Origin of the sequence: Ammonicoccus luteus (assembly GCF_050880385.1) — a bacterium.
Lineage (GTDB): Bacteria > Actinomycetota > Actinomycetes > Propionibacteriales > Propionibacteriaceae > Enemella.
Genome location: NZ_JBNZCI010000001.1, coordinates 728838 through 754924 on the forward strand (window position 1 = coordinate 728838; position 26087 = coordinate 754924).

Genomic DNA, 26087 nt, shown 5'->3' on the forward strand with positions numbered 1-26087 from the left:
AGCGCGCTTCAGTGTCTCCGGCGACCACTACGGTGGACAACCATGACCGATCAGCCCTCCCCCCGCGCCCGTGCCGTCGTCGCTCCCACGGCCCCCGGACGCCTGGGCGTTCCCCTGCACCCGGAGCAGGCACGCCGCTATCTGGGCGACCTCCACACGTGGGTGGATGCGCGACGGCGGGAGCTCGATCTGCTGGACGCCGCAGTGCTGCGGTCGCCTCATCGCGCCCAGCTGACCCGCGACATGATGCTGTCGCTGGCCTTGTGGAAGGCCGTCAAGGATCGCCTCGATCTGCTGATGGCGACGTGGGATTCCGGCCGCGTGGGACTCACCGAGCGGGAACGCATGGCCGCGCTGATCTGGGGCCGCCTCGACGCGACCCTCGATCCCTCCCTGCTCGCCGGTCGGGCAGACCAGAACGAGCAGAACAAGGCTGCAACGGGTTCGCCCGGCAGCGACGTCAGCGGCCTGACGGTCTCGCTCCCGGAGGCTTGCAGGCTCTCCGATGCGATGGCCGCCCAGCTCCGGACACGCTTGGCGTTGGATCCCGATGCAGATCAGGTGACCGCGCGCCTGCGGGAGCTTCGGGCCCAGCTCGAGCGGATCCGGGACCAGGTGGCACTCGAGCCCGCGGGCCTGCGTGCGGCGCCGGAGGCAAAACTGGCAGACCTCGCGGAGCGGGTCAGGGACATGGCCCAGCGGCTGGACCGGGGCGGGGACATCGGTGGGTTGATCGGGCCGGCGGAAATCGAGGCCGCCCGCTTCGAGCGCGATCTCATCGTGGGCGGGGTGGAGCGGCGCGAGGCGCGCGGGCTCGTTGACAAGGCACGTGAGTTGCGCAACGACCTGGAATCCCGGCAGGCCGCGATGAAGCAGTTGGTTGTCCAGTGCGTACGCCGGGTCGTCCCCGCCCCGCGCTATGCCGTCCCGGATCCGGACGCGCTGGGCCCCGTGCCGAACACCCGCCCGGAGCTCGAGGACTATCTGGAGAAGCTGCACCGGGTGGGACGAGCGATGCAGGTCGTGCAGGACGCCTACACGCAGGCCCTGCAGCATCACGAAGAGCTGGTCGGTCGGCTCGCCGGCCACCGTTCGCGGGCGGTGCAACTCGGTTTCGCGGGCGATGCCGATCTGACCGCGCTCGACGCTCTCACGACCGACATCCTCACGCGGGAACCATCCCCGGTCCCGCTGGCGACTGAGCTGGTCGAGGCCTACGAGGTGTTCGTCCAGTGGCTGGCCAGTCAGCCCAAGGAGCAGCCCGAGTGAAGTGCGCACAGCCGGGCTGCTCCGGTGCCATCGCCGACGGCTACTGCGACATCTGCGGGATGCCGGCCGGAGCGATGCCCGCCGGGGGTGGGGCCTCCGCAGCAGCCCCGGCCTCGACCCCGCCGGCGACCGCGGCCCGCGCGCAGCAGACTGTGCACGCCCGCCCCGGCAGTCGGCCTGCATCCGCATCGACCGGCCGCTGTCCGATGCCCGGCTGCGGAGGCGAGATCCGCGACGGCTATTGCGACATCTGCGGCTCCCCGCCCGATGCCGCCGCGCCGCCGGAGGACGCCGATGCCGGCGCAGCCGCGTTGACCACCACGTCCACCAGGCTCGGTTCGACTGCTCTCGGCAGCCAGCTGGTCCCGGGAAGGGGCGCGACCCGCCGCACCACAACGGCAGCTCAGCGCATGCGCGGTGCCCGCATCGGCGCGGGGCTCACCCGGGTGCCCCCCGCGCCTGCGGTGGACCCAGCGCGCGCCGTCCTGCGCAATCCGGTCGTTCCGGAGAACAAGCGCAACTGCCCCAGCTGTGGCGCCCCGGTCGGCCGCTCACGCCAGGGCCAGCCCGGCCGAACCACCGGGTTCTGCGCCAAATGCCGCAAACCTTTTTCCTTCGACCCCAAGCTGGCGGCGGGCGCCATTGTCGCCGGCCAATACGAAGTGGCCGGGTGCCTTGCCCACGGCGGACTCGGGTGGATCTATCTGGCCCGTGATCTGAATGTGTCGCGCCGGTGGGTCGTGCTCAAAGGTCTGCTCAACTCTGGTGATGCGGATGCGAACGCCGCCGCGATCGCCGAGCAGCAGTTTCTTGCCCAGGTCACCCATCCGCTGATCGTGGAGATCCACAACTTCGTCAGCCACGACGGTTCCGGCTATATCGTCATGGAGTTCGTCGGCGGTCGTTCGCTCAAGCAACTCCTGCAGGACCGCATGGCGAAGAACGGCGGGGAATACGATCCGCTCCCGGTCGACCAGGCGATCGCCTATCTGGTGGAGCTGCTCCCCGCTTTCCAATACCTCCATGACCAAGGCCTGATCTATTGCGATTTCAAGCCCGACAACGTCATCCAGGTCGGCGACGGGCTCAAGCTCATCGATCTCGGGGGCGTTCGGCGGGTCGACGACCCCGACTCCGCGATCTTCGGCACCGTCGGCTATCAAGCGCCGGAAGTCGCGACTCAAGGGGTCTCACCGCAGTCGGACATCTTCACCATCGGCCGGACCCTCATGGTCCTCTGCGCGGAGTTCCGGGGCTATCAAACAACGTTCGAGTTCACCTTCCCCGCTGTCGAGCGCACACCCATGTTCCAGCAGAACGACTCGTTCTATCGGCTGCTCCAGCGGTGTTGCGCACCGGACCCGGCCGACCGCTTCACCAGCGCCGACGAGCTGCGCGTGCAGTTGCTCGGCATCCTGCGAGAAACCGTCGCCCGACGGACCCGGGGCACCGCGCTGACATCCGCGGCGTCGGTCCTGTTCGAGTCGCCATCGGTGGTGGGCAGCACGCTGGACTGGAACGGTCTGCCCGAGTTGCGTCCGGACTCACACGATCCCCAGCACGGCTGGCTCAGCAATGTGTCCATCGACGATCCTCGGCAGCGACTGCAGTTGCTGGGCGGGGCGCCGGCCCGGACAGCGGAGGTCGCCCTCGCCATGTGCCGCGCGCTGCTCGAGATCGGCAGCCAGACCGCTGCGATCGATGAGTTGGCCGATTCCCTGCTCTCCGACGACCCATGGGAGTGGCGAGCGGTGTGGATGCAGGGTCTCGCTGCGCTGCAGGGTGAGCGATGGAAGGCAGCGCAGGCGGCATTCAACGCCGTCTACGGTCAGGTTCCCGGCGAGCTGGCCCCGAAGCTGGCGCTCGCGCTGGCCTGTGAACACGGGGGTGAGCCCGGGATCGCGGAGGGGCTCTATGCCACGTGCGTCGCCACTGATGCCAACTTCGTCACGCCGGCCGCGTTCGGTCTCGCCCGCATCCGGGCCCGCAAGGGCGATCTCGACGGGGCGGTTGCCGCGCTCGACATGGTGCCGGCCACGTCGCGAGCGTACGCGGAGTCCCGCCGGCTCCGGGCCCGCCATCTCCTCACCCTGGGTGCGGGGTTGAAGGAACTCGACGAAGCGATGCGATCGGTCCAGGGAGTGCGGATGGACGCGCCCCAGGCCGACGAGTTCCGGGTGCACATTCTCGAACGTGCGCTCGGGGAAGTGCGTGCGCACGGGCCGCGGCGCAACACGACGGTCGGCGGGCATCAAGCCACGGAGGACGCCCTGCGAACCGCGCTCGCCGAGGCCTATCGCTCCTTGGCCCAGCACCGCCCCGATTCCCGGGTGGAACTGATCGACCGCGCCAACCGACTGAGGAAGTGGAGTCTGCTGTGAATGAGCCATTCGAGTCCGTCGAGCGCGCCGTGCCCGACACCTGGCAGGTCTCCGGTCCGCCGGCCGCTGCCGGCTCCACACGCTGCCCGTCATGTGGCGACGAAGTCACAGCATGGGAGGCATTCTGCGAGGGCTGCGGCGCCCAATTGACACCCACCGAAGCTCGACCAGCAGAACTCGTGGCCGACGAGGTGCCGGTCTCGCGCGTGCTCCAGGCCGACGAGCCGGGTTCAGCGTCGGCGCGAGCCTGCCTCGAGTGTGGCGGGCGGATCGATCCGGATGGCTATTGCGAGCAGTGCGGCGCCAAAGCGCCCTCCGAACGTGACCATTTTGTCGAGAGCCCGGCCACATGGGTCGGTGGTGTGTGCGACCGTGGCGTCCGCCACCACCGCAACGAGGATGCGATGGCGCTCTCGGCCGATCCGGTGCCGGGCAGCCACGCGGTGCTGGTGGTGTGCGACGGAGTGTCATCCTCTGACGATTCCCACCTGGCGTCGCTGGCAGCAGCGCGGGCGGCACGAGGTGTCCTGGTGGCCCGTCATCCGGTCGGGATGGCCGTGCCGGAGTCGCAGGTCGCGGCGCGGACCGCGACCTTCACCGAGGCGGTGGCCGCAGCCAATGAAGCGATCGTGGCAGGCACTGATCCAGCCAGCACCAACGCGCCCTCCTGCACGATCGCGGCAGCCGAGGTCGACGGGGATCTCATCGTCTGGGGGAACATCGGCGACTCGCGGGTCTATTGGATGGCTGATACCGGCCCCTCTCGGCAGTTGAGCGTCGATGACTCGATGGCGCAGTTGCGGATGACGGCAGGAGTGCCCCGGGCCGAGGCGGAGAGCGGACCCGGTTCTCATGCCATCACCCGCTGGCTCGGCATGGACGCCCCCGATCTCATCCCAACCACCGGACATCTGCAGCGACCTGGCAACGGCTGGCTGCTGGTGTGCTCGGACGGCCTGTGGAACTACGCCTCCGACCCCGAGGATCTCGAGGTGGTGTTCGCCCGGATTCTCCTGGCAAACCCCGCGGCGGCCGACCCGAGCCTGCTCGCTCTCGAACTTGTCCGCTGGGCGAACGCCCAAGGCGGCAAGGACAACATCACGGTGGCGTTGGCCCGCTTCGGGTCGCTCGACGGCTTCCCGGGCCGCACGGACGCGTCGTTGGAGAGCCCGATCGAGCCGGGAGACTCCACCCCGACCGTGCATACTGTCCCCGTACGCACAGAAGCGGACCCTGAGCCCCAACCGTCACCCACCGGCGAACCGGATGCAGCCACATCCGCAGCCCGTGACGATGGGATCACGGATCCGGAGTCCGCGCCGGCCGATGGGTCGCCGGCACCACGCATCGAACACTGACGCAGGGAGAGAATTCAGGACCATGGCAGATTTCACCTCGGCGGTTTATCAGAACGAGTTCCTCCCGGACGGCGGCACCGATGTCAACGCGATTGTCACCGTGACCTGCTCCGGCGCAGGCACGGCGGGCCAGAGCGGCGGCGACGCCGGCGAGATCATCATCGTCGATACCTCCGGATCCATGGGCGAGACCAACATGGAGGCAGCCAAGAACGCGGCGATCGTTGCGCTGGACCACATCGTCGACGGGACTTGGTTCGCGGTGGTCGCCGGAAATCATCAGGCGTATTTGGCGTATCCCGTCACCCGCGGCGGCCAAGGGATGGTCCGAATGGATTCGTCCACGCGTTTCCAGGCCGCCCAGGCGATCCGCTATTTCCATTCCGACGGTGGCACGGCCATCGGGTCCTGGCTCAACCTCACCCGTGCGCTCTTCAACTCGGTTCCCGGCCTCACCCAGCGGCACGCAATCCTGCTGACCGACGGCGAGAACCACAACGAGACTCCCCAGCAGTTGGACGCGGCGATCCAGGCGTCGATCGGGCAGTTCCAGTGCGACTGCCGCGGGATCGGTGTGGACTGGAAAGTGTCGGAGATCAGGCGGGTGGCCCAGGCGCTGCTCGGCACGGTCGACATCATTCCTCACCCCACCCAGATGGGTGCAGTCTTCGCCGAGCTGATGCAGAAGTCGATGGGCCGCGGCGTGGCCGAAGCCGAGCTGCGAGTCTGGGCTCCCCAGGGGGCGCAGGTGATGTTCGTCCGTCAGGTGTCCCCCACCGTCGAAGACCTCACCAGCCGGTCCCGGCAGATCAATCCCCTCACCAAGGGCTATCCCACGGGGGCATGGGGTGACGAATCACGCGACTATCACGTCGCGATCCGGCTGGCCGCGAAGGCGGTCGGACAGGAACAGCTCGCGGCGCGCGTGCAGTTGTCGGTGCGGGACAATGTGGTGACGCAGGGGCTCGTCAAGGCCAAGTGGTCCTCCGACGACACGCTCACGACGCGGATCAACCCGGCGGTCGCCCACTACACCGGCCAGACAGAGTTGGCCGAGGCGATTCAGCAGGGCCTGGCGGCCAAGGCCGCCGGCGACGACGCCACGGCCACAACAAAGCTCGGCCGCGCGGTCAAGCTCGCTGCGGAGACCGGCAATGACGAGGCAACTGCGAAACTGCGGAAGGTCGTCGATGTGCAGGACGTGGAAACGGGTACCGTCAGGCTCAAGAAGGCCGTCGACAAGGCCGACGAGATGGCCCTCGACACCGCGTCCACCAAGACCACCAGGATCCGAGGCTGACAATGGCACCTGCTGTCTGCCCGAACGGGCACACCAGCGATTCCGATGACTACTGCGACACCTGCGGATCGCCCATCGACCAGGGGGGCGGCGCGTCCCCGGGCGCGTCGGCCGGGTCGAGCACGGAAGCGCGGCAGGAGTCGTCCAAACCACTCGGCGTCGTTTGCCCCAACTGTGCCGTGATGAACGCACCCGGCGCCCTGTTCTGCGAGGCGTGCGGCTACGACTACACCACTGGCACCATGCCCCGACCGCCCGAGCCGTCCATCCTGGATCTCGACAGTCCGCTGCCCGAGGCTGCCGCGCCGGACGTCACCGAGGCCCCCGAACCGTCCGCCCAGGTGAGCCCGGCGGCGCCGCCGGATGCGGACGCAGGAGCAGCGGACGATCTCGCTGCCCCCGCACCCGCACGGGCAGCGGAGGAGCGCACCGCCGCCCCGGAGCTCGCACCGGCTCCCCCCGAGTCCGCGAGCGAAACCTTCGACTGGGTGCTCGAGGTCTGGGTCGATCCGGAGTGGTATGCGCTGCAGGACAGTCCTGACCCCATGCCGTCGGCGGGTCTGCCCGACATCGTCCCGCTGCGCAAGCGGACATTGCTGATCGGTCGTCCTTCTCGGAGCCGCAACATCAACCCGGATATTGACTGTGAGCCGGACACCGGCATCAGTCGCCGGCAAGCGCAGCTGTCGACCGACGGCACGCGTTGGTTCATCGAGGACCTCGGGTCCGCGAACGGCACGTTCGTCGCCGATGCCGCGGGCGGCCTGCCCAGCACCCCGATTCCCACCGGCCGCCGGCGCGAGTTGTCCGGTGATGAACGCATCTATCTGGGCGCATGGACGCGACTGGTCCTGCGTCGCGCGACGCCGGAGGAGCAGGAGGCGTTCGCGACGGCCTGAGGAGGCGCCCGCTGCGCCGTCGGCGAACAGATTCCGGTCCGCGCCCCGTGCTGTGGCACCGTGGACCCCGCACGAGCGGACGCACGTCCGCCATCACCAGGAGGAACCGTGGAAGTCAAGGTCGGGATCCAGCACATCACGCGTGAGCTCACCGTCGAAACCGACGACACCGCCACCCAGGTCATCGAGGCTTTCCAGAAGGCGATCGCTGAGGACGGGTTGCTCACCCTGACCGACACCAAGGGTGGGAGCACTCTGATTCGTGCCGCGTCGGTCGCATACCTGGACCTCGGCAAGGAGCAACCGCGCCGCGTGGGCTTCGGCGACATCTGAGGTGCGACGGCTCCTGAGGCGCTGGGGCGTCGCGCTCGCGCTCGTCGCCCTGGTCATCCTCTATGTCGCCCTCAAGGTGGCACAGCAGGAGTCCGACGGGATCGTGTGGGCGGGGGTGCTGTTGCCGGCGGCCTTCGTCTTCTCGCCGCTGATGTTCCCCCGGCCCCGCGCGACGCGGGCTGATGCCCTGGCTGCACCGGATCGAGTGGCGATCTATTACAAACCGGCGGACTTCTTCTGCATCCGGACGCGGCTCGCGCTCGGCAGCATCGCCAAGAAGGCGCTGTGGATCGACGCCATCGCAGACCCGGAAGCCGAGGCCTGGGTTCGGGAGGTCAACCGCGGGGATCTGCTGGCTCCCACGGTGGTCATCGGTGAGGAACTCAAGCGCAACCCCGATCCGCACTGGATCGGCCGACACCTTCTGCCCCCGGAAGCCGAGTCCGCGGAACAGTCGAACCGTCCGACCGACAGTTGACGCCGGCGCACCCACCGCAGACTCTGCGTACTCCCTAGCTCGCCAACCCCAAGCGCTCCATGCGCAAAGCGTGGTTCTCGACCAGTCGGGTCAGCATCCGGGCAATTGCAGCCAGGTCCATCCCCGGTCGGTCGACTGTCCCGCTGAGCAGACCGGTGAGTGCAGCGCGCTCGTTGGCGACCTGCTGCGCCTGCGTCAGAGCCTCACCCACGAGCCGTCGGCCCCACAGCGCGAGCCGTCCGCCGACCGCCGGTTCGTCAGCGATGGCCTGGCGGACCCGACCCACGATGTAGTCGGTCTGCCGGTCGGTGGTCAGCACTTCGTCGACGAGGGCTCGGGTGCCGGCGTCGACATAGGCGGCGATCTCGCGATAGAAGTCGGCTGCGAAGCCGTCTCCCACGTACGCCGACACCAGCGTCTCCAGCCATATCTTCGCCTGCGCCCGCTTGTGATAGTCGTCGAACGGGCGATGGAATGGCTCCATCGCGTCCAGCACGTCGACGTCGAAGGTCCACAGGTGGTCCCGCACGGACTCGAAATGACGGAACTGGGCAACGGCCATCGACGCGGTCATCACCTGGTCGGCGAGCGTCGGCGCAGTCGCCGCGTCGTCGGACAATCGTTGGAATGCCGTCAGCCCGCCATAGGCGAGAATCCCGAGAAGATCCACCACCCCAGCCCGATAGTCGGCGTCCCCCGCCGCGGCATCGGCAGGGTTGCCTGCGGCGACCTGCGAACCGACGATTTCGTCCATGTCTGTCAGGGTAGCTAGAATCCCTTGAGAGGACGCGCTCGCCTGCGTGTCTGATTCCTGGCCGGGAGCCCTATTGGCCCTCGCGTCGGCCGCGCCGGCCCGCTGCTGCGGACCGTCGACTGCGATGCCGCCGGGAATCATTATTTGCGTCGTGTCGACGCGAATGGAACTGCCTCCGGGTCCTGACGGGTCCGGGACCTGACGAACGGACACTCCCCTGACCACCAAAGCTTCCCTGACAACCGACGAGGGCTTCCCCGCCCGGCATGACGAAGCCGATCTGACCGACGTCGTGGCCGCCGAGATCGTCACCGATGATGAACCCATCGAGGACGAGGCCACCACATTCGCCGACCTCGGCGTCCTGCCGGAGATCTGCGCCGCGCTCGCCGAAGTGGGCATCACCCACCCCTTCCCCATTCAGGCCATGGCGATCCCGATCGCTGTCGCGGGCACCGACATGATCGGTCAGGCGCGCACCGGAACCGGCAAGACGCTGGCATTCGGCATCTCGCTGCTCCAGCGCATCACCGTCGACAACGAGCCCGGCGTCGCGCCGCAGGCCCTCGTGGTGGCCCCGACCCGCGAGCTCGCGCTCCAGGTCGCCAAGGATCTCCGGATCGCCTCGACCGTCCGCGAGGCACGTGTCCTCACGGTGTACGGCGGAGTCGGTTACGAACCGCAGTTGGATGCGCTGGCCGCGGGTGTCGACGTCGTGGTGGGTACGCCCGGCCGCCTGCTCGATCTGATGGACCGGGGTGCGCTGGATCTGCGACACCTCAAGGTATTGGTGCTGGACGAGGCGGACGAGATGCTCGATCTCGGGTTCCTCCCGGATGTGGAGCGTCTCATCGCCCACACGCCGGCCTCGCGCCAGACGCTGCTCTTCTCCGCGACGATGCCGTCCGCGATCGCCTCGCTCGCCCGGACCCATCTCACGCAGCCGGTGAACATCCGGGCGGAGCACCACGATGAGTCCTCAACGGTGCCGCTGACCACCCAGCACGTGTTCCAGGCGCACGACCTGGACAAGCCCGAGATCGTCGGACGGGTGCTCCAGGCGACCGACGTCGAAAAGGTCATGATCTTCTGCCGCACCAAGCGAGCGGCCCAGCGCATCGCGGATGAGCTGGTGGACCGGGGCTTCGCCGCTGCCGCCATCCATGGCGACCTGCGCCAGGAGGCCCGGGAGCGCGCGCTGAAGCGGTTCCGCGAGGGCAAGGTTCGGGTTCTTGTCGCCACGGATGTCGCTGCGCGCGGCATCGACGTGTCCGGTGTCAGTCACGTCATCAACTACGAGTGCCCGGACGATGACAAGACCTATGTCCACCGCATTGGGCGCACAGGGCGAGCGGGTGCCTCCGGAGTGGCGATCACTTTGGTCGACTGGCAGGACCTCACTCGCTGGAAGGTCATCAACAACAGCCTCGATTTGGACTTCGATGAGCCGTTGGAGACGTATTCGACTTCCCCGCACCTGTTCACGGAACTGTCGATCCCCGAGGGCGTGAAGGGCCGGCTCAAGGCGGAGAAGCCGGCTGACGAAGGCCGCGAACGCCCACGGCAGCCGCGCCCGGCCCGCACCCGGAGCCGACGGCGCACGCGCAACGGCCAGCCATTGGAGGGTTCTGCGACCGACGTTGCACCGAGTGGCGACGCCGCGGTGTCTGCGGGCGAGGAGCCGGTGGCGACCGGGTCAGGCGCCGCGCCGGAGGGCGATGCGACCAAGCCACGGCGTCGACGCCGGCGCAGGACCCGCAGTCGCGCGGGTGACAACGCCACGGCCGGCGAGGCGACCGACTAACCCAGCCGGGCCAACAACTCTGCGTACACCGCCGGATCGGTCAAGTTGCAGCCCAACTGCATGTGGGGCTTCCCGGTCCCGTGGTGATCGCTTGACCCCGTGCCCAGGGCGCCCAGATCGGACGCCAGGGCGCGGAGCCGCCGTCGTTGTTCGTCGCCGTGGTCCTCGTGGTCGATCTCGAAACCGTCCAGCCCGTGCCGGTCGACCAGATCCGCCAGCACCGATTCGGTCAGCACATCAACGCTCGATCGGCCCCACGGATGGGCGATGATCGCCAGCCCACCGGCGGCATGCACGAGTTCGATGCCCGTGCGGACATCGGGGTGATAGCGCGGAATGTACGCCGGCCCGTCGTCGGCGAGGAACCGCTGGAACGCCTCGTCACGCGATGCGACGTGCCCCCGCGACACGAGGGCATCTGCGATGTGCGGGCGGCCGATCGAGGGCGCCTCCCCAACGTGAGCCATCACCTCCGCTTCCGTCACCGGGACTCCCAGATCCGCCAGCCGCTCCAGCATCCGCGGCAGGCGGTCGGCCCGTCCATCGCGGATTCGTGCCATCTCAGCGAGCAGATCCTCGTTGTCCGGATCCATCCCGTAGGCGAGCAGGTGCACGGACTTGCCCTCGAACTCGCAGGAAAGCTCCATGCCCTCGAGCAACTCGATGCCCTCCCGCCGCGCCGCTGCCCGCACGGCCGGCAGATGCTCGAACGTGTCGTGATCGGTGACGCCCAGGACGTCCAGGCCGATGGCCCGCGCCAGTGCGAGCAACTCATCAGGGGTGTCCGTGCCGTCCGAAACCGTGGTGTGGCTGTGCAGGTCGATGCGCATATGTGCGTGGTCTCCTTAGTGCTCCGACGAGCTGCAGCCTAACGGGGTGGGGCGTGGGGGGCCGATGCCCACCGGCTTGCGTGAGCCCGGCATGATTGCGCCATGGAAATCAACACCAGCTTGGTATTTCCCGCTGACCCTGCGACCGTCTTCGGCATGATGACCGATCCGGATTTCCTCACCGAGGTGGCAAAGGAAGCAGGCTCTCTGGATCAGACGATCCGCGTGAACGGACTGACCACCACAAGCGAGCGCACCCTGGCAGCACCGGATGCCGCGAAGAAGTTCACCGGCGACACGATCCGCATCGTCGAGGAACGAGTGTGGTCCGAGGCTCAACCAGATGGCGCCCGCACGGCATCGCTCAACCTGACCTCGCCCGGCCAGCCGATCTCCATGCCCGGTTCCGTGAGCCTCACCCCCCAGGGCGACAGCACCCGCATTGACATCGTCGGCGATCTCACCGTGAAGATCCCCTTGGTCGGCAAGAAGCTGGAGAAGATGGCGGCACCCGCGGTGGAGGACGGCATCAGGGCCGAACAGCGGGTCGCACTGCGCCGCCTGGGGAAATAGCCCCACCTTTCGAGACGAATCGTCTCGCAATGTGAACTTTCTCCTTTACGCTGGCAGGGTCGACTCATGTCCACGTCCCGATACATGCACGGCCATCACGACTCGGTCCTGCGCGCCCACGGGTGGCGCACGGCGGAGAACTCCGCGGGTTATCTCCTGCCGCACCTTCGGCCCGACATGGCGCTGCTGGACATCGGCGCGGGGCCTGGGACGATCACGCAGGATCTCGCGTCCCGAGTTGGGCGAGTGGTGGCAACAGAGATCGACGAGGAGACTCTGGCCAAGACCCGCGCAGGCGTGCCCGCGCCCAATGTCACCTTCGCCGTCGCCGACGTGCACGACCTCGAGTTTCCCGATGGAATGTTCGAGGTCGTCCATGCGCACCAGGTCATCCAACACGTGGCCGACCCGGTCGGCGCGTTGTCGGAGATGCGCAGGGTTTGCCGGCCGGAGGGCTTCATCGCAGTGCGTGACGTGGACTATTCCGCGATCTCCGTGCACCCGTGGACGCCACCGCTCGTCGAATGGCTCGAGCTCTATCGCACGCTCGCCCGAGCCGATGGCGGGGAACCGGACGCAGGACCCCGGCTGCTCGAGTGGGCGCACGCTGCAGGCTGTCGTGCGGTGACTCCATCCGCGTCGGTGTGGTGTTTCGCGACACCTGAGGACCGGTCCTATTGGGGTGGGACCTGGGCCGATCGCGTCCTGCACTCGCGCTTCGCCGAGCGGGCCCGTGCGCACGGGGTCAAACAGGCCGACTTGGCGGCAATCGCCGATGCGTGGCTGGACTGGGCGGCGAACCCGGACGGCTGGATCACCTTGACGCACGGAGAGATCTTGGCGCGCCCCTGAGCGCACGCTGAGGGAGAGAGCGTTGTCGTTGAACGGCAACGAAGAATCTTGCTGCGCGCACACAGCGGAAAGCCTCACGATCCGCGCCGATCCTATAGTCGGGACAATCACCGCAGAGTGAGGATCCCCCATGGCTGACAGCCGGCCCCCCGGCGCATCGGACACACCTCGACGCGCCTATTCGCCCGACTCCGCCGCGGAGCCGGATGCATCCCCGGAAACACCGGAGAACGAGTCCGACACCGGATCCCTGCCCGACCAGTCGAACAGCACTCGCACGGCAGCAGAGCCGGCACCGAGCCGACCAAGCCGCCCTCCGGTCGTGACCGAGCAGGCCGAAGTAATCGAGCGAACGCGTCCGGGACGGATCCAGTGGGCTTCGGAGCGGGCCTGGGGAGTTGCTGTGGCGCTGGGCGCGCTGGCCTTCATCACGGCGTGGATCGGTCACCGAGGAGCTGTCGATGCACTGATCACCAAGGTGCCCGAGGCCGACCCCGAGACACAGCGGGAAGCTGCCGGAATCCTGCACTACACCGCACTGGCGGTCACCGGTGCCGGTGTCCTCGCCGAAACGCTGTTGCTCGCCTTCCTGCGTCGACGCGGCAACCTGACCCGAGTGCTGCTGTCACTCCTTGCCGTGGCATCCGTCGCCATGCTGCCCTTGGCGCTCGAAATCATCGGGCCGACGAACTGGCTGGGCGTGGTCGTGACGGTCGGCCTGATCACCCATGCCGTCGGTGCCCTGCTCGGGTCTGTCCTCATGTGGTTGCCGATCGGTCGACGTCGGCCAACATGACCGCCATCCGGTCCAGCGCCCCCACCACGGCGATGGCGACCCGCCGCGCGGGCCGCCAGGTCCCAGGGGCGGCGGCCACCGCACCCCAGTGCTGCGTCAGCGCCACGAGTTGAGCGCTGGCCTCGTTGATGCCGTCATCGGGCTTCAAGCCCAATCGGTGCCGCACCGTGGGACCTTCATCCCCGAGCACGCGGGCAGCCACCAGTGCGTCCTCCGGGGCCAAGCCCTGCACCGCAGCCCTGCGCGCCTGCACCACAAAGGACAGTTCGGCCAGCGGTTGGCCCACCTCGACACGGAAGCGATCACACGCTGCCAAGAGGTCACGCCGACCGGGTTCGGAGCACTCCTCTGCCACCTGCTCGAGCAGCGTGACCGCGTTGCGAGCAATCAGGACTCGCGCCCGCGGGAGGAAGTGCTCGGTCAGCACAGCCTCGACCGCGCCGAGCCCGCTCTGGCTCTCGAGTTCGGCCGCCAAGTCTGCAGGTGTGGTGCTGCCCTGCCGGATGAGTGCCGTGCCCATCCTGATCCCGAACAGGCCGAGCCTGCGGACGAGTGCCTGCCGCTGGTCGGGCGTGCCACCCAGACCATGCTGCGCATAGCGGTCCGCCGAGATCAGCATCGCCTCGCGCTCGTCACGGGACACGGTCGTCAGTGCGGCCAGGAGATCGAAATCGTCCTGCCGCAACATGCGAGCGCCCTGAGCAAGCAGTCCTGCGACAGGAATCACCCCGACACTGTGAGCCCGCAGCATGGGCTCGTCCGCATAGGACCGTGCGACATCTCGGGCCGACACCAGGCTGTCGATGCGCCCACCTCCCAGTTCGTCCGCCCGGGACAGCACCACCAAGGTGGTCGCGGCACCGTGGGCATCCGCTGCGCCACGCGCAAGATCGCTGACGAAGGTGAGATCCACCGAGTGACGGTGGCGCATCAGATAGATGACGGCATCCACCGCTGCTGCCCCGGCCGACTCCAACAACAGGTCGGTCGTCCGGTCCGACGCTTCCGTGGTCAGCGAATCGATCCCGGGTGTGTCGATCAGCGTGAGTCGCTCCAGGAAAGGCGACGGCCAATCAACCTCGACCCGCGAGACCTCGGCCGGGGACAGTCCGCCGAGCCCCATGACAAACTGGCCACCCCGTCGCCGGAAGGGCAACTCCGTGACCGACCCGTCCTTGGCCACGACGCGTGTTGCGGGCACCCGGCCGAACTGGAACCACGTGGTCACCATCGTGCACTCACCCGCATCGGTCGGTGCCAGTTCATCGCCCAGAAAGGCGTTCACCAAGGTTGACTTGCCGGCCTTCACCTTGCCGGCCATAGCGACCCGCAACGGCCCTTCTAGCCGTTCCCGGGAGAAGCCAACCTGCGCCGCGAGCTCCGGCAGGCCGGCTGTGGCACGGTCGGCGACCGTGAAAAGCTCCCGGGCGAGCGGCAGCGGGTCGCTCGGATCGGCGTCGAGAAGACTCATGAGGACGGCCCCGTGCGTTCGATCCGGAGCGCCTTGGCGGCTCCGTTGCCCAATCGGCCCGCTTCGGTCAGCGTGTCCCGCAGGAGTGCGATCCGAGCCGTGCGTTCGGCTTTGGAGGCCGCCGCCGCTGCGCGGGCGGCAAGGAGCGATTCAGCCAGCGACTTCTGGAGTTCGTCGGCGCGCGTCGAATAATAGTCGCGCAGGCCCCGTTGGACCTGGCGCAACCGGTCCCGGAGTGACTTCAGCACCTGGAACTGGATGTCGTCGAGATAGCGTCGCACCATTGCCTTTGCCTCGGCCTGTCGCCGCTGCAGGCGCGCGCCCTTCTCGTCGGAGTACGCCTTCGCACCCAGCAGCAGACCTGCACCGATCGAAATCGGGTTGACCAGCGCCAAGCCTGCGATGGACGTCAGCAAGCCGAACATCAGCACGCCGCCATAGGACCCGCGCATGCCGATGAACACCTTCTGCCCCAAGTGCAGACGTCCCCGGTCGATGTCACCCAATTCGGGGGCCAGACCGAGCAGCCCGTCGGTCTCGCCCACCGCGAACGATGGCAACGCACGTCCCGCATCCGCCGTGAAGTGCTCCGCAACCCGGTCGCACAACCAGGCGGTGTTGGCCTCGGCCCAGGTGAACGTCTCCTGCAGCACGTCGGCACAGCGCGCCTCGAGCCACTGGCTGAACTCGTCCCACACCGCGCCCGGGTCCCCGGAGTCGATGCTGTTCTCGGCGTCCCGGGTCAGTGCCCGCACCCGATCCCGCAGATCGTGATCGAGATCGGAGGTGAGATCGGCGACACCGTCGTTGAGGGTCGTCTGCCAGCGCGCCGACCGCGCGCGCAGTTCATCTGCCTCGGCGTTCGCGCGCTCCAGTTCGTCAATCATGTCCGGAAGTTTCCCCGGGTCCTCGAGCCCGCGGAGCTCCGGGGTCAGCATCAGCTGGATGTGGTCACAAGCGGTCAGGACATCACGACAGACCGAGCGGTGCGCAAGAACCTTCGCCTGACCGAGGATCTGCTCTTCGAGGTGACGAGTGAGGGCGGGAAAGCCGGATTCTTCGTCAAGGCTCTGGTCCTTCAGCCGCAACGCGAGGTCGCGCACCAGCGAGGACACCGGAACGATGGGGGCCGTGATCCCGGCACGATCAAGGTGACCACGATTCAACTCGACGATGCGGCGCCATTCAGGTTGCAGATCCGTCTTGGTGGTCACACACGTCACGTTCGGGCAGATCTTGAGCACACCGGCAAGAAACTCGAGCTCTGTCGCCGAATATTCTGCCGTGGCATCGGAGACGAACAGCACCGCGTCTGCGCTGGGCAGGGCTGCGACGGTCACAGCGCTCTGGCTGGTTCTCAGGCCGCCCACACCCGGTGTGTCGACCAGCACGAGGCCGCGGTGCAACAGATCTCGCGGCAAGCTCACCTCAAGATGCTGCACCCGGCGACCAGCACCCTCGTGAGCATTGAGGTCCCAGGCCTGGAGCTGATCCAGCGGCAGTGAAACCGAGCGCAGATCTTCCGCTGTGATGGAATCGGCGTCCGGGGCATCCACCACCCGCGCCGACGGAACCTGCGCGAACGACACGATGGTCGGCACGGCGGTGGTTACGTCGTCACCCACCTTGCACAGCGGTGCGTTGAGCAACGAGTTCACAAGTGCGCTCTTGCCCTGCTTGAACTCACCGATGACCATCACCCGCGTGGTCGGTTCCTCCCATCGCCGACGCGTCCCGGTGAGCAGCGCGGTGAGGTCGGTTCGCCCGGTGGCAGTCACCATCGCCTGCGCCCGCTCGATGAACGCGGAGGTGCTCAGCTTCGTCGTGGCCGGTGGAGCCGTGGATTCGGACAACGCATTCCTCTCATGACGAACCGGCTGGCCCGGACAAATGCCCGAGCCAGCCGGTCAGCAGGCCATCAGCATGGAGTCATGCTAAGCGGCGATAGGGATCACGCAGTCGCATCGCCCGGGCCGGACTCCACTGCTGCGCTGTTGTTGCTCAGGACATCGCCCACGGAGTTGTCGACGTACGTGTTGGAGTCGTCGGTGTAGCTGGAGTTGTCCGAGTTGTCCGCGTAAGACGAGTTGTCCGAGTTGTCCGCGTAAGACGAGTTGTCGGAGTTGTCGTTGAGCGAGTCCGTGTTCGAGTTGTCCTGGAAGGAATCCTCGATCTCAACCTCGACATCCACATTGGTGGAGCTGTCGGAGTCGTAGGAATCGTTGACCGAGTTGTCGTTGAACGAGTCCGCGTTCGAGTTGTCCTGGAAGGAATCCTCAATCTCGACGGAGTTGTCCGAGTTGTCGGAATTGTCCGAGTTGTCGGAATTGTCGGAGTTGTCCTGGAAGGAGTCCTCGATCTCGACATTGGTGGAATTGTCGGAGTTGTCCTGGAAGGAATCCTCGATCTCCACATCCACGTTGGTGGAGTTGTCCGAGTTGTCGGAGTTGTCCGAGTTATCGGAATTGTCGTTGAACGAGTCCGTGTTCGAGTTGTCCTGGAAGGAGTCCTCGATCTCGACATCCACGTTGGTGGAGCTGTCGGAGTTGTAGGAGTCGTCGACCGAGTTGTCCGAGTTGTCGGTCGTGATGACGTCGTTGTCCTGGTTGTAGGAGCCGTTCACCGAGTGGTTGGAGTTGTCGGTGTTGGTCGTGACCGTGGTGTGAGTGGTGTCGTTGTCCTGGTTGAACGACCCCGTGATGTTGGTCGTGCGGACGTCCACGTCCTCGCCCGCGGCGATCGCGCCGACACCGTTTGCGCTCACTGCGTCGCGGCCCGCAACGGTCGCGTTCCCCTCTGCGCGGACCGCGCTGCCGCCGGCCACGATGGCGTCGTCCTCGGCCCGGATCACATCGCCGTCGGCCACGATCGCGTCGTCACCGTTCACGACCAGCGCGTCCCGCCCGGCGACGGTGTTGCCCTCACCGCTGACCGCCAGCGCATCGCGACCGCCCACGGCAGCGCCGTCGCCGGAAGCCGTGAGAGAGGACTGGTTGAACCACTGCTGGACGTCCCCGGTGGTCCAGATGTTCTGGCTCACCGATTGGTCGACGATGGTGTCGCGGTCGTCGACGACAGTCGTGTAGCTGTAGTTGTTGACGACCTGATGGAGCTGGGTCACCGCGTGGCTGTGATCATCGCCGCGGGGAGCGTGCTCCGAGCGACCATGCTCGGAGCGACCGTTGTCGTCGCAATCCTTGGCCTTGGCCGGACCGTGTCCCGCCGCCGCAGGGGCCTTGGCAGCGACGGTAGCGGTCGAGCTGTTCGCCGCGGCCGCAGAGGCGCCCGTGGCGCCCGCCTGACCCACGTCGCCGGCGCTTGTGTTGACCTCGGCGGCGGTGTTGTATTCGCGGGCCTGCACCGGCTTGTAGTCGACGGAGATCGGGGCGTAGTCGACGACGACCGGCATGACGGCATTGATGTCGGCCGTGCTGACATCGGAAAGGCCGGCATCAGCCAGAGCCGCCTCGGGGTCTGCTTCGAAGGCAGCACGGGCCTCGGGGTCGCCTAGCAGCCTGAGAATGAAATCGAGCAAGTCGCTAACGGAAACAGCCATGGTCTTCTCCTGCGGAATGGGGGTCTTCGGCGCTGGGTCACGCCGCCACCAGAAACGCTAGGCCGGGGTGTCGGCATCGGGTGAGCGGTCACGCCCCTCTGCCGGCGGACACGAACAGCGGGCTCCGGCCAAGCGCTCGATTGAGGGAATAGGGGGTGCACCCCCCTCAAGAGCGAGGGCTGAGAACTTAGGGGGACAACTTGTGACCTGCACCCACTGGGGTCCACCATGGAATGGCTTGATCCCCCCGTCCTCTATGTTTCGGCTTGCCCTCGGGCAGGAGGCGAAGTGTCGAACCCCGTGCAGAACGCGGACGTCGTCGTCCGCGTTGCGGCCTCAGCGATCCATGTCGTGACCGGCAGTCGCGGCGAGTGGCATGCGCGTGCCGTTCCGGTCCCGGCGGGCATGACCGCCGCGTTCGGCGGGGCCACGCCGTCCAGCCTCGACCAGAATCATCGGACACCCACAGAAATCGTGTGCGCGGCGCTCAGCGAGGCCATCGATTGCTCGCTGGCTGGAAAAGCTGTGCTGGTGGTGCTCCCGGACGAGTGGGGGCGCTATCGCCGGCAGCTGATCACCGAGTTCTTGGAACGAGCGGGCGGTCGCGTTCGCACATGTTCAGAGACGCACTTCGCCCTGGCCGGGACCGCATCCGATTCGACGTCCACAGCGGCTGAGGCACACCGTCCGGTTCTGCTGCTGAGGGTGGGCTCGGCAACCACCTCAGCCACCCTCGCGACCATGGCTGGTGAGCGTTGGACACTGTCGCAGCGTGTCGAGACCGAATGGGGCGGTGACGACCTCGACGACGGTCTCCTCAGGTTCGTCGCTGACCGTCTGCCACCCGGCGACGGGGTCACGACACAACTTCGCACAGCATGCACGGCCGCTCGTGAGCTGCTGACGACCGCGGTCCACGCAGATGTGACCGACGCCCGGGGCACGGTGCGCATCCACCGCGCTGATCTGGACGAGATCGCACGACCATGTGCCGAAGAGGCGCTGCGGGCCACGCTCCAGACAGTCCTGCGGAGGTTCCCCGACGAACCAGCTCACATCTGGGTGACAGGTGGCGCTGCCGCCACACCGCTGGTGGCGCAACTCACGTCCGAACTGGCCGACCGCCCCGTCCGCGTCGTCGATTGGGCGAGTCAGGCCGCAGCCGTCCTGCCGGCATCCCCCGCGGCACCGGTGTCCGGCACCACACCTGTTCCGACGCCACGGCCGCTGCCCACTCCGCCGCTCACAGATGTGGCGGCGCCTGCAGCCCCTCCCCGACCAGTCCGTCACAGCCGTCGGTCGGACACCCGACGACGGGCCGCGGCTCTCGTCGCGGCAGGCGTCGTGTTGGCGGCCTTCGGGACGGCGGCGGCGCTCTCCGGGGGCGCCAACTCGATGCTCAACATGATCGTGGGCGAAGTCGACCCTGCCCCGCAGGTGTCCGGCAATGGGCTACCGCCGGCCGCGGCGGCCACCCGGCCTCCAGTGAGCGTTGGCGGCCAGCCCGCGGGTGTGGAGGACGCGGTTCCCGCCCCCGCTCCCGGTGCGCCCGACATGCGAACGGACCGAGTGACTCGCGATTCAGCCGACCCCGCTCCGGGACAACCCACAGCGTCCGACGGAGCCCCTGCCCAGCCGGCAGATCAGGGCGAAGCGGCCCCAGCCCGGGAGCCCCGCGCCGAAGAACCCATCCGGCCCCCGGCAGCCGCCCCTGTTCCGGAACGTGCACCAGCCCCGGCGCCAACCAGCCGCCCACCGGCACCTGCCCCGTCGGCTACCACGAGCCGGCCTGCACCGGCACCGACCACTCGGCCGCCGGAGCCGTCAACGGCCCCGGCACCGACGAGTTCGGCACCGCCCCCACCACCCGTCACTACCGAGCCTCCTGCACCGCCCCGCCAGGACCCGACGCCCCCGCCAGCCGCGCCGACCGAGGCCGACGAGCCTGATGCGGTGCGGACTGACCCCGCCCCCAAGCCCCCAGCGGGCGACACCACCCCATGAGAACCGGCCCGGTTGCGGGACAGACCCGTCACTGGCCACCCGCCCAACTGCAGGCCGACCTCGACCGCGCCCTGGCCCGGAACACGGATCTGTTGATCACGGGTCGGCTCGGCGCCGGCCGGACCCGGGCCGCCGAACACGCGCAAGTGCTGCTCGATGCGGCCGGTGTGCAGAGCCAGGTCATCCATCTGGAGAGCCGCCCCACCACGGCGCCGGTGGGTCGCTGCATCTTCGTCGGTGAACCCACCGTGCGGCCAGGCGACTTCCCAGATCGCTCGGTCACGCACGTGATTGCCCACGCGTGGACCCTGGACGAACTCGTCACGGCCTTCCCGACGACGGACGCACGCATCCTGTCCAGGCTGCATGCAGACACTGCGGGGCATTACGCCTATCTGGCGGCGTGGGATGCTGCCGGGCGACCGGTGCAGGCGATCGATCCGCAGATCTGGCAACACGTCGTCGACCGAGCTCTCTCCACGCTGTCCCGGTCCGCCGCAGCGCTGGCCGAGGAACTGGCCTGCGGTTTCCGGGTCATGGGCACACCGCCCGCCCCCTCCCTGGCAGGCGCGAACGGAGATCCGGCAGCGCTGATGACCGAACTGGACAATGCCGCCCTGCTGGCCGAGTCGGGCGAGTTGCTCCCGGCCGCCGTGGTGGCGATCGACCGCCGCCTCGCCCCCTATCGGCGCCACCTGCTGAGAAGGGAGTTCCTCGGTCAGCTCACAGACCCGAGCGCACACGAGGACTTGCTGCTGCGCTGGGCAGAGAACGGTGCGAGTGACCCATCACTCACGAACCTCCTCGTCGGCCTCGGGGAACAGGCACGCTGGCGAGAGCCCGCACAGGCTCTGCGTTGCTATGCCGCCGCCGGGCGCTCACCCGACGTGGATGACGTGCGGCGGGCGGGCATCGCGGAAACATCCCTGCTGCTCGGTGACCGTGGCCGCGCCCGGGACGCCGCCGAAGCAGTGCTCACCGGTGCCCCATGCCCCGCACGGGCGCGGGCGCTGAGGGTCGCCGAGGACATCTGGACGGCCAAGGGGCGGCCGGGGCTGGCGGCCGAGCTGAACGACCGCTACGCGACGGACGGTTCGCTCGTCCAGCATGCCGGGTGGTTCCTCACTCAGCTGCGAGTCGGCAATCTCGCGGCAGCCCGCTCCCGATGGACCCAGCGGTCGTCCACCACCCCGACCACGATCGACGAGATCGCCTGCATTGCGCTGGTCGACGCCCTCGACGCCTCGGTGACGTCAGAGCGCTCCAACGCCGACGACGCTGTCATCGAGCGACTGGCCGATCTCGGCCCCGAGCTGTCGGTGGAGTGCCGGGTGACCACGGACTGGGCCGGAGTGGTGACAGCGCTGGCCCTCGCCGCAGGTCGGGCACCGGCAGCCGCGCGGATGCTCGCAGCCCTCGACGGTGCCCCAGATTTCACTCCCGACCACCAGGTGCTGACAGCGTGGGCCGAGCTCCGCTCCGGACGAGCAGCTCAGGCCGCGAGCCTGTTCGCGGAGATTCCAACGGACACTCTGACGCCGCGCGGTGACCTGCTGGCCTCCGGGCTGGCGCTGGCGCTGGCGCAGCACACCAATGACCGGAACGCGCTGGTGGCGGGCTGGCCGGCCATGGTGGCGGCGATCGGTCAGTGCGAACCGGACCTGTTCGGCCTGATCGCTCACGCCGATCTGATGGTGGCCGCTGCTCGGCTCCGCGAGGGCGCCACGATCCGGCAAGCCTGGGCGGCCGCCCACGATCTGTTGGGCCGGCTCGAATTCCCCGCAGTCTGGTCCAATCTGGTCGACTGGGCACAGATCCAGGCGGCCATCCTCACCGATCGGCCGGATGAGATCAGGGACCCTGCGCAGCGGCTGCGCCGGTCCGCCGACCATTCGCCACAGGCGGCTGTGCTCGCCACTGCCGGTCGGATCTGGATCGATGTGTTGGCCAAGTCCTTCGACCCCAAGGACGTCCTGAGCGCAGCTCAGAATCTCGCCCAGGTCGGCGTACCGCTCGACGGGGCCCGCCTCGCGTCCCACGCGGCCGCCCGCTGCGAGGACGACCTGGTGCGCCGCGACCTCCTGGAGATGGCACGCCTGACCCACCAGATCGCCGTGGAACCCGCAGGCTCGCACTCATCGGTGTCCGCTCTGCGACTCAGCGCCCGCGAGGTGCAGGTCGCGTCCCTGGTCGTGCAGCACCGCAGCTATCGCGAGATCGGTGAAACCCTGTTCCTGTCCCCACGCACGGTGGAGAACCATGTCGCTCGCATGCGACGCCGCGCGGGTGCGCGGACCCGTCGGGAACTGCTGGACCAGTTGCGTGAAGCGCTGCGGGACCTGGGCCACGTGGTCTGAGCGACGCGCTCAGCCGGCCTTGGACTTCGACTTCTTCCCGCTCCCTTCCTTGGCCTCGCGACGCTGCTTCGCGGCCTCCACCGATGCCCGCAGCGCCGCCACGAGATCCACCACATCGGCATCCTGCGCCTCGGGCGCCGTCTCGGTAGGCGGCGCGACCCCCGCCAGCTTGGCGTTGACGACCTCTTCGAGCGCCTCGCGATAGGAATCGCTGTATTGTTCCGGCTCGAAATCCCCGGACAGCGCGTCGATGAACGTCTTTGCCATCGTGATCTCCGCGTCGGAGACCGTCACCTCCGCAGGCGGCGCCGCGAATGCACCGTCGCGGATCTCGTCCGGCCAGATCATCGTGTGCATCAGCAGTTGATTGTCCTTGACCCGGATCAGCGCCAGGTTCTCCCGGGATCGGATCGCGACCTTCACCAGGGCCGCCCGGCCGGACGCGGTGAGAGCGTCGCGGAGGAGAACATAGGGTTTCACCCCCGGACCGTCGGCTTCGAGGAAATAGGTCTTGTCGAAGTACGTCGGATCGACTTCTTCCTCCTCGACGAACTGCACCACCTCGACCGCCTTGGTGGTCGGCAACGGCAAATTGTCGAAGTCCTCCTTCTCGAGGATCGCCATCCGTCCGTCCGGAGTTTCATAGCCCTTCGCGATCTCCGCGTACGGAATCTCCTCCCCGCACTTCTCGCAGACGCGCTTGTATTTGATCCGGCCGCCGTCTTCCGGGTGCACCTGGCGGAAGCTGATGTCCTTTTCCTCGGTGGCCGAATAGAGCTTCACAGGAATCGTGACCAGCCCGAACGAGATGGCGCCCTTCCAGATGGACCGTGGCATGTCAGTCTCCGTTCGCGGGTGGAGCGCCCAACCCGGCCAGCGCCTGGTCGAGTTCGGTCGGGTCGAACCACAGGAGGTGGTGGTGCTCCAGAAATTTGTGGGTTGCGTCGTCGGCCCAGAGGTCGGCGAGTGTGCGCCCGTGCGTTGTGTCAGCGTACGCCCGCACAGCCGGGAGGGACACCGGGTCGTCGGTGAAAACTGCGCGGACATCACGCCAAGTGATCTCGGGCCGGGCCACCTCCCCGAACTCCTTCTCCCCCGTCTCCGCGGGCAACTGCGCAATCTCGGCGGCAAGCAGCAAGCGCACCCGTCCGTCGATGAGGCACCGCAACGACGCGAACAGCTGAGCGGCGAAGTCGGCGTCCTCGTCCGCGTCGGGGCCATAGTCGAAGGTGGTGCGGAGGGTGGGCGTCGCGGCGTATGCCGCACCGGGTCGCAGCGACGATCCGTCCCGCAACGCGCCCACGTCGGTCGGGTCCGCGGGAATGAACACCATGGGTTTCATGTGTCCCCACGCTCCCCGGGGCCGGCCTCGGGCGGTGGCGTCGGTGCAGCCGGGGGCGCCGCTTTCTTGATCGGCGCCTTCCGCGGCGCACTCTTGGCTGCCGTCTTGCGTGGTGCCGTCTTCGCGGCGGTGGACTTCTTGGCGGCGGATCCGGCTGCCGATTTCTTGGCCGTGGCGCCGGTGGCAGTTTTCTTGACTGCCGTCCCGGGTGCCGTCTTCTTCGTTGCAGCCCGCTTCTTCTCCCCGGCACTCGCGGCCCGGGTCGGTTGCCGGGTTGCCTCGGCGCGAGCGGCGGTCTCCAGCAGTTCCAACCGGGCATCGGTGAGGCACTGGGCGAGCACGTCGAGATCGTTCATCGAGTCACGATCGCCGGTGAGACCGAAGAACACCTGGCCGTTGTAGGAGGTGACCCCGATCGCCAGAAGCTGGCCAGGGGCGAGCGGCAGCACCGGATAGCTGGCCACCATCGGCGCGCCGCCGGCATAGAGCGCGTGCTGCGGTCCGGGGGCGTTGGTGATGAGCAGATCGTGCGGCCGCCGAGACATTGTCGCCGCAACCCGGACGCCCAATGCGTGAAGCGTGCTGGGGGCGAACCCGGCGATGTCGCTGATGGTTCGTGCGCTGACGGCCCTGCCGGTGTCGGTGTGGGCTCGCGTGCCGAACGACACCTGGTGGAGCCGCATGAGAGCGTTCGCCTCATCGACCGGCAACTGGATGAGATGGGGCGCCACGTGGCTGCCGAGCGAGGTGGGCTCGCCGTCCTCGTCAATCACGCTCATGGGCACCATGGCGAGTATTCCTCCGGAAAGCGCCGGCTCGCCCCTCGTCGCCAGCCAATCCCGCAGCGCACCCGAGATGAGAGCCAGCACGACGTCGTTGACGGTGTAGCGCTCGTTCATCCGGAGGGCCCGCAACTCCTCCAGGGGCATGCTCACCTGAGCGACCCGTCGCTGCTCCGAGGGCGCCCCCGCGAGCGGGGTGTCCCCGCGAGGCCGGATGCCACCCCGCAGCGCGGCACCGGCGAACTCGCCCAGGGCGCCGCCCACGCCGCCGACCGCCTCCCCGACAGCCACCGCCGTCCCGAGCAGTCCCGTCATGCCGCGGCGTGCTGCATCGAACAGTGCATCGCGATCGGTGAGGCTCTGCCGGACAGCGTCGACCACGAGGTCGACCGGGCGGGGTTCGGGAGTCGGCTCCCAGGGCTCGCCGCCGATCAGGTCGCCCGGGTCGGCGGTGTCGTCCAGGAGCACTTGGCCGAGATCGACCCCGTCCATGCCGTCCACGAGCAATTGGTGGGTCTTCGTCACGAGCGCGAAGCGGTTGTCGGCCAGTCCCTCGACCAGATAGACCTCCCACAGTGGCCGTGATCGATCGAGGCGGCGGGCGCACACCCGGCCGACGAACTCCCGCAGCTGTTCAGGGGTCCCGCCGCGCGGCAGCGCCGACCGCCGCACGTGATAGCTCAGGTCGAAGTCCTCATCCTCGACCCAGACCGGCGCGGCCAGCGCGCCCGGCACGGGCAGGAGTCGCATCCGATAACGCGGCACATAAGCCAACCGGTCGCTGATGACGGTGACCAGCCGGTCGATGTCGAAGTCGTCCGGGGTGGCGAAGATGTCCACCGCGCTGGTGTGCGCGGGCGTGTGCTGGGTGTCGAGCGCCAACAGGGACATCTCGCGCGCGGTGAGGCGGGTCGGCATGGGACCAACCGTAGCCGAGCCGTGAGACGC

Annotated in this window: 21 protein-coding genes; 13 read left to right on the plus strand and 8 right to left on the minus strand. The window is 68.0% G+C overall.

Translation table 11 applies throughout. The features are described 5' to 3' along the window. Positions 1-42: 42 nt before the first annotated feature. The 7 genes from ACQ260_RS03390 to ACQ260_RS03420 all read left to right on the plus strand — a co-directional run bounded on the left by ACQ260_RS03390 (position 43) and on the right by ACQ260_RS03420 (position 8018). Positions 43-1269, plus strand: coding sequence for a coiled-coil domain-containing protein (locus ACQ260_RS03390; protein ID WP_432557982.1), 1227 nt, complete (start codon positions 43-45; stop codon positions 1267-1269). After that, the gene (locus ACQ260_RS03395) at positions 1266-3650 is read left to right on the plus strand and encodes a serine/threonine-protein kinase (protein ID WP_432557983.1); all 2385 of its coding nucleotides are present in this window, start codon (positions 1266-1268) and stop codon (positions 3648-3650) included. Before ACQ260_RS03390 ends, ACQ260_RS03395 begins: the two co-directional genes overlap by 4 nt. Further along, positions 3647-5008: a PP2C family protein-serine/threonine phosphatase gene (locus tag ACQ260_RS03400; protein WP_432557984.1), complete on the plus strand. Its 1362-nt coding sequence runs from the start codon at positions 3647-3649 to the stop codon at positions 5006-5008. Before ACQ260_RS03395 ends, ACQ260_RS03400 begins: the two co-directional genes overlap by 4 nt. 22 nt (positions 5009-5030) lie before the next feature. Then, positions 5031-6308 carry a vWA domain-containing protein gene (locus tag ACQ260_RS03405; protein ID WP_432557985.1) on the plus strand — a complete coding sequence of 426 codons (1278 nt, stop codon included), beginning with the start codon at positions 5031-5033 and terminating at the stop codon, positions 6306-6308. 182 nt (positions 6309-6490) lie between these two features. After that, the gene (locus ACQ260_RS03410) at positions 6491-7207 is read left to right on the plus strand and encodes an FHA domain-containing protein (RefSeq protein WP_432557986.1); all 717 of its coding nucleotides are present in this window, start codon (positions 6491-6493) and stop codon (positions 7205-7207) included. Positions 7208-7315: 108 nt separating this feature from the next. Then, entirely contained in the window at positions 7316-7540 is a 225-nt protein-coding gene (locus tag ACQ260_RS03415) for a DUF3107 domain-containing protein (RefSeq protein ID WP_432557987.1), read from the plus strand. 1 nt (position 7541) lies between these two features. Then, the gene (locus ACQ260_RS03420) at positions 7542-8018 is read left to right on the plus strand and encodes a hypothetical protein (RefSeq protein WP_432557988.1); all 477 of its coding nucleotides are present in this window, start codon (positions 7542-7544) and stop codon (positions 8016-8018) included. Between the two features lie 34 nt (positions 8019-8052). On the opposite strand, the gene ACQ260_RS03425 is transcribed toward ACQ260_RS03420, so the two are convergent. Then, a complete protein-coding gene (locus ACQ260_RS03425; protein WP_432557989.1) occupies positions 8053-8772 on the minus strand; it encodes a ferritin-like fold-containing protein in 720 nt (239 codons plus the stop codon). Between the two features lie 292 nt (positions 8773-9064). Here ACQ260_RS03425 and ACQ260_RS03430 point away from each other — a divergent pair, with 292 nt between their 5' ends. Next, positions 9065-10576, plus strand: coding sequence for a DEAD/DEAH box helicase (locus ACQ260_RS03430; RefSeq protein ID WP_432557990.1), 1512 nt, complete (start codon positions 9065-9067; stop codon positions 10574-10576). Here ACQ260_RS03430 and ACQ260_RS03435 read toward each other — a convergent pair. Beyond that, positions 10573-11406, minus strand: a complete 834-nt coding sequence (locus ACQ260_RS03435) for a PHP domain-containing protein (RefSeq protein WP_432557991.1) — start codon at positions 11404-11406, stop codon at positions 10573-10575. The two genes, ACQ260_RS03430 and ACQ260_RS03435, sit on opposite strands and share 4 nt — an antisense overlap. 102 nt (positions 11407-11508) lie before the next feature. Between ACQ260_RS03435 and ACQ260_RS03440 the strand changes: the two genes are divergently transcribed. The 3 genes from ACQ260_RS03440 to ACQ260_RS03450 all read left to right on the plus strand — a co-directional run bounded on the left by ACQ260_RS03440 (position 11509) and on the right by ACQ260_RS03450 (position 13627). Continuing rightward, the gene (locus tag ACQ260_RS03440) at positions 11509-11979 is read left to right on the plus strand and encodes a DUF2505 domain-containing protein (protein WP_432557992.1); all 471 of its coding nucleotides are present in this window, start codon (positions 11509-11511) and stop codon (positions 11977-11979) included. A 66-nt stretch (positions 11980-12045) separates the two neighbouring features. After that, positions 12046-12831, plus strand: coding sequence for a class I SAM-dependent methyltransferase (locus ACQ260_RS03445; protein WP_432557993.1), 786 nt, complete (start codon positions 12046-12048; stop codon positions 12829-12831). Between the two features lie 130 nt (positions 12832-12961). Continuing rightward, positions 12962-13627: a hypothetical protein gene (locus ACQ260_RS03450; RefSeq protein ID WP_432557994.1), complete on the plus strand. Its 666-nt coding sequence runs from the start codon at positions 12962-12964 to the stop codon at positions 13625-13627. On the opposite strand, the gene ACQ260_RS03455 is transcribed toward ACQ260_RS03450, so the two are convergent. From ACQ260_RS03455 to ACQ260_RS03465, 3 genes are all read right to left on the minus strand, one after another. Beyond that, a complete protein-coding gene (locus ACQ260_RS03455) occupies positions 13590-15098 on the minus strand; it encodes a dynamin family protein (RefSeq protein ID WP_432557995.1) in 1509 nt (502 codons plus the stop codon). The two genes, ACQ260_RS03450 and ACQ260_RS03455, sit on opposite strands and share 38 nt — an antisense overlap. Further along, positions 15095-16951 carry a dynamin family protein gene (locus ACQ260_RS03460; RefSeq protein ID WP_432557996.1) on the minus strand — a complete coding sequence of 619 codons (1857 nt, stop codon included), beginning with the start codon at positions 16949-16951 and terminating at the stop codon, positions 15095-15097. Before ACQ260_RS03460 ends, ACQ260_RS03455 begins: the two co-directional genes overlap by 4 nt. Before the next feature lie 98 nt (positions 16952-17049). After that, the gene (locus ACQ260_RS03465; protein ID WP_432557997.1) at positions 17050-18654 is read right to left on the minus strand and encodes an IniB N-terminal domain-containing protein; all 1605 of its coding nucleotides are present in this window, start codon (positions 18652-18654) and stop codon (positions 17050-17052) included. A 288-nt stretch (positions 18655-18942) separates the two neighbouring features. Between ACQ260_RS03465 and ACQ260_RS03470 the strand changes: the two genes are divergently transcribed. Both ACQ260_RS03470 and ACQ260_RS03475 read left to right on the plus strand, forming a co-directional pair. Beyond that, on the plus strand, positions 18943-20658 hold the full coding sequence (locus ACQ260_RS03470; protein WP_432557998.1) for a cell division protein FtsA: 1716 nt from the start codon (positions 18943-18945) through the stop codon (positions 20656-20658). Next, on the plus strand, positions 20655-23015 hold the full coding sequence (locus ACQ260_RS03475) for a response regulator transcription factor (protein ID WP_432557999.1): 2361 nt from the start codon (positions 20655-20657) through the stop codon (positions 23013-23015). The genes ACQ260_RS03470 and ACQ260_RS03475 overlap by 4 nt, the downstream gene beginning before the upstream one ends. 9 nt (positions 23016-23024) lie before the next feature. Here the strand turns inward: ACQ260_RS03475 and ku are convergent, their stop codons facing one another. From ku to ACQ260_RS03490, 3 genes are read right to left on the minus strand one after another with little or no spacing between them, the layout of a single operon-like run. Then, the gene (gene ku, locus ACQ260_RS03480) at positions 23025-23852 is read right to left on the minus strand and encodes a non-homologous end joining protein Ku (protein ID WP_432558000.1); all 828 of its coding nucleotides are present in this window, start codon (positions 23850-23852) and stop codon (positions 23025-23027) included. Position 23853: 1 nt separating this feature from the next. Next, positions 23854-24357, minus strand: coding sequence for a DUF6912 family protein (locus ACQ260_RS03485; protein ID WP_432558001.1), 504 nt, complete (start codon positions 24355-24357; stop codon positions 23854-23856). Further along, complete coding sequence (locus ACQ260_RS03490) at positions 24354-26057, minus strand: wax ester/triacylglycerol synthase family O-acyltransferase (RefSeq protein ID WP_432558002.1); 1704 nt, start codon at positions 26055-26057, stop codon at positions 24354-24356. The genes ACQ260_RS03485 and ACQ260_RS03490 overlap by 4 nt, the downstream gene beginning before the upstream one ends. Positions 26058-26087: the final 30 nt, after the last annotated feature.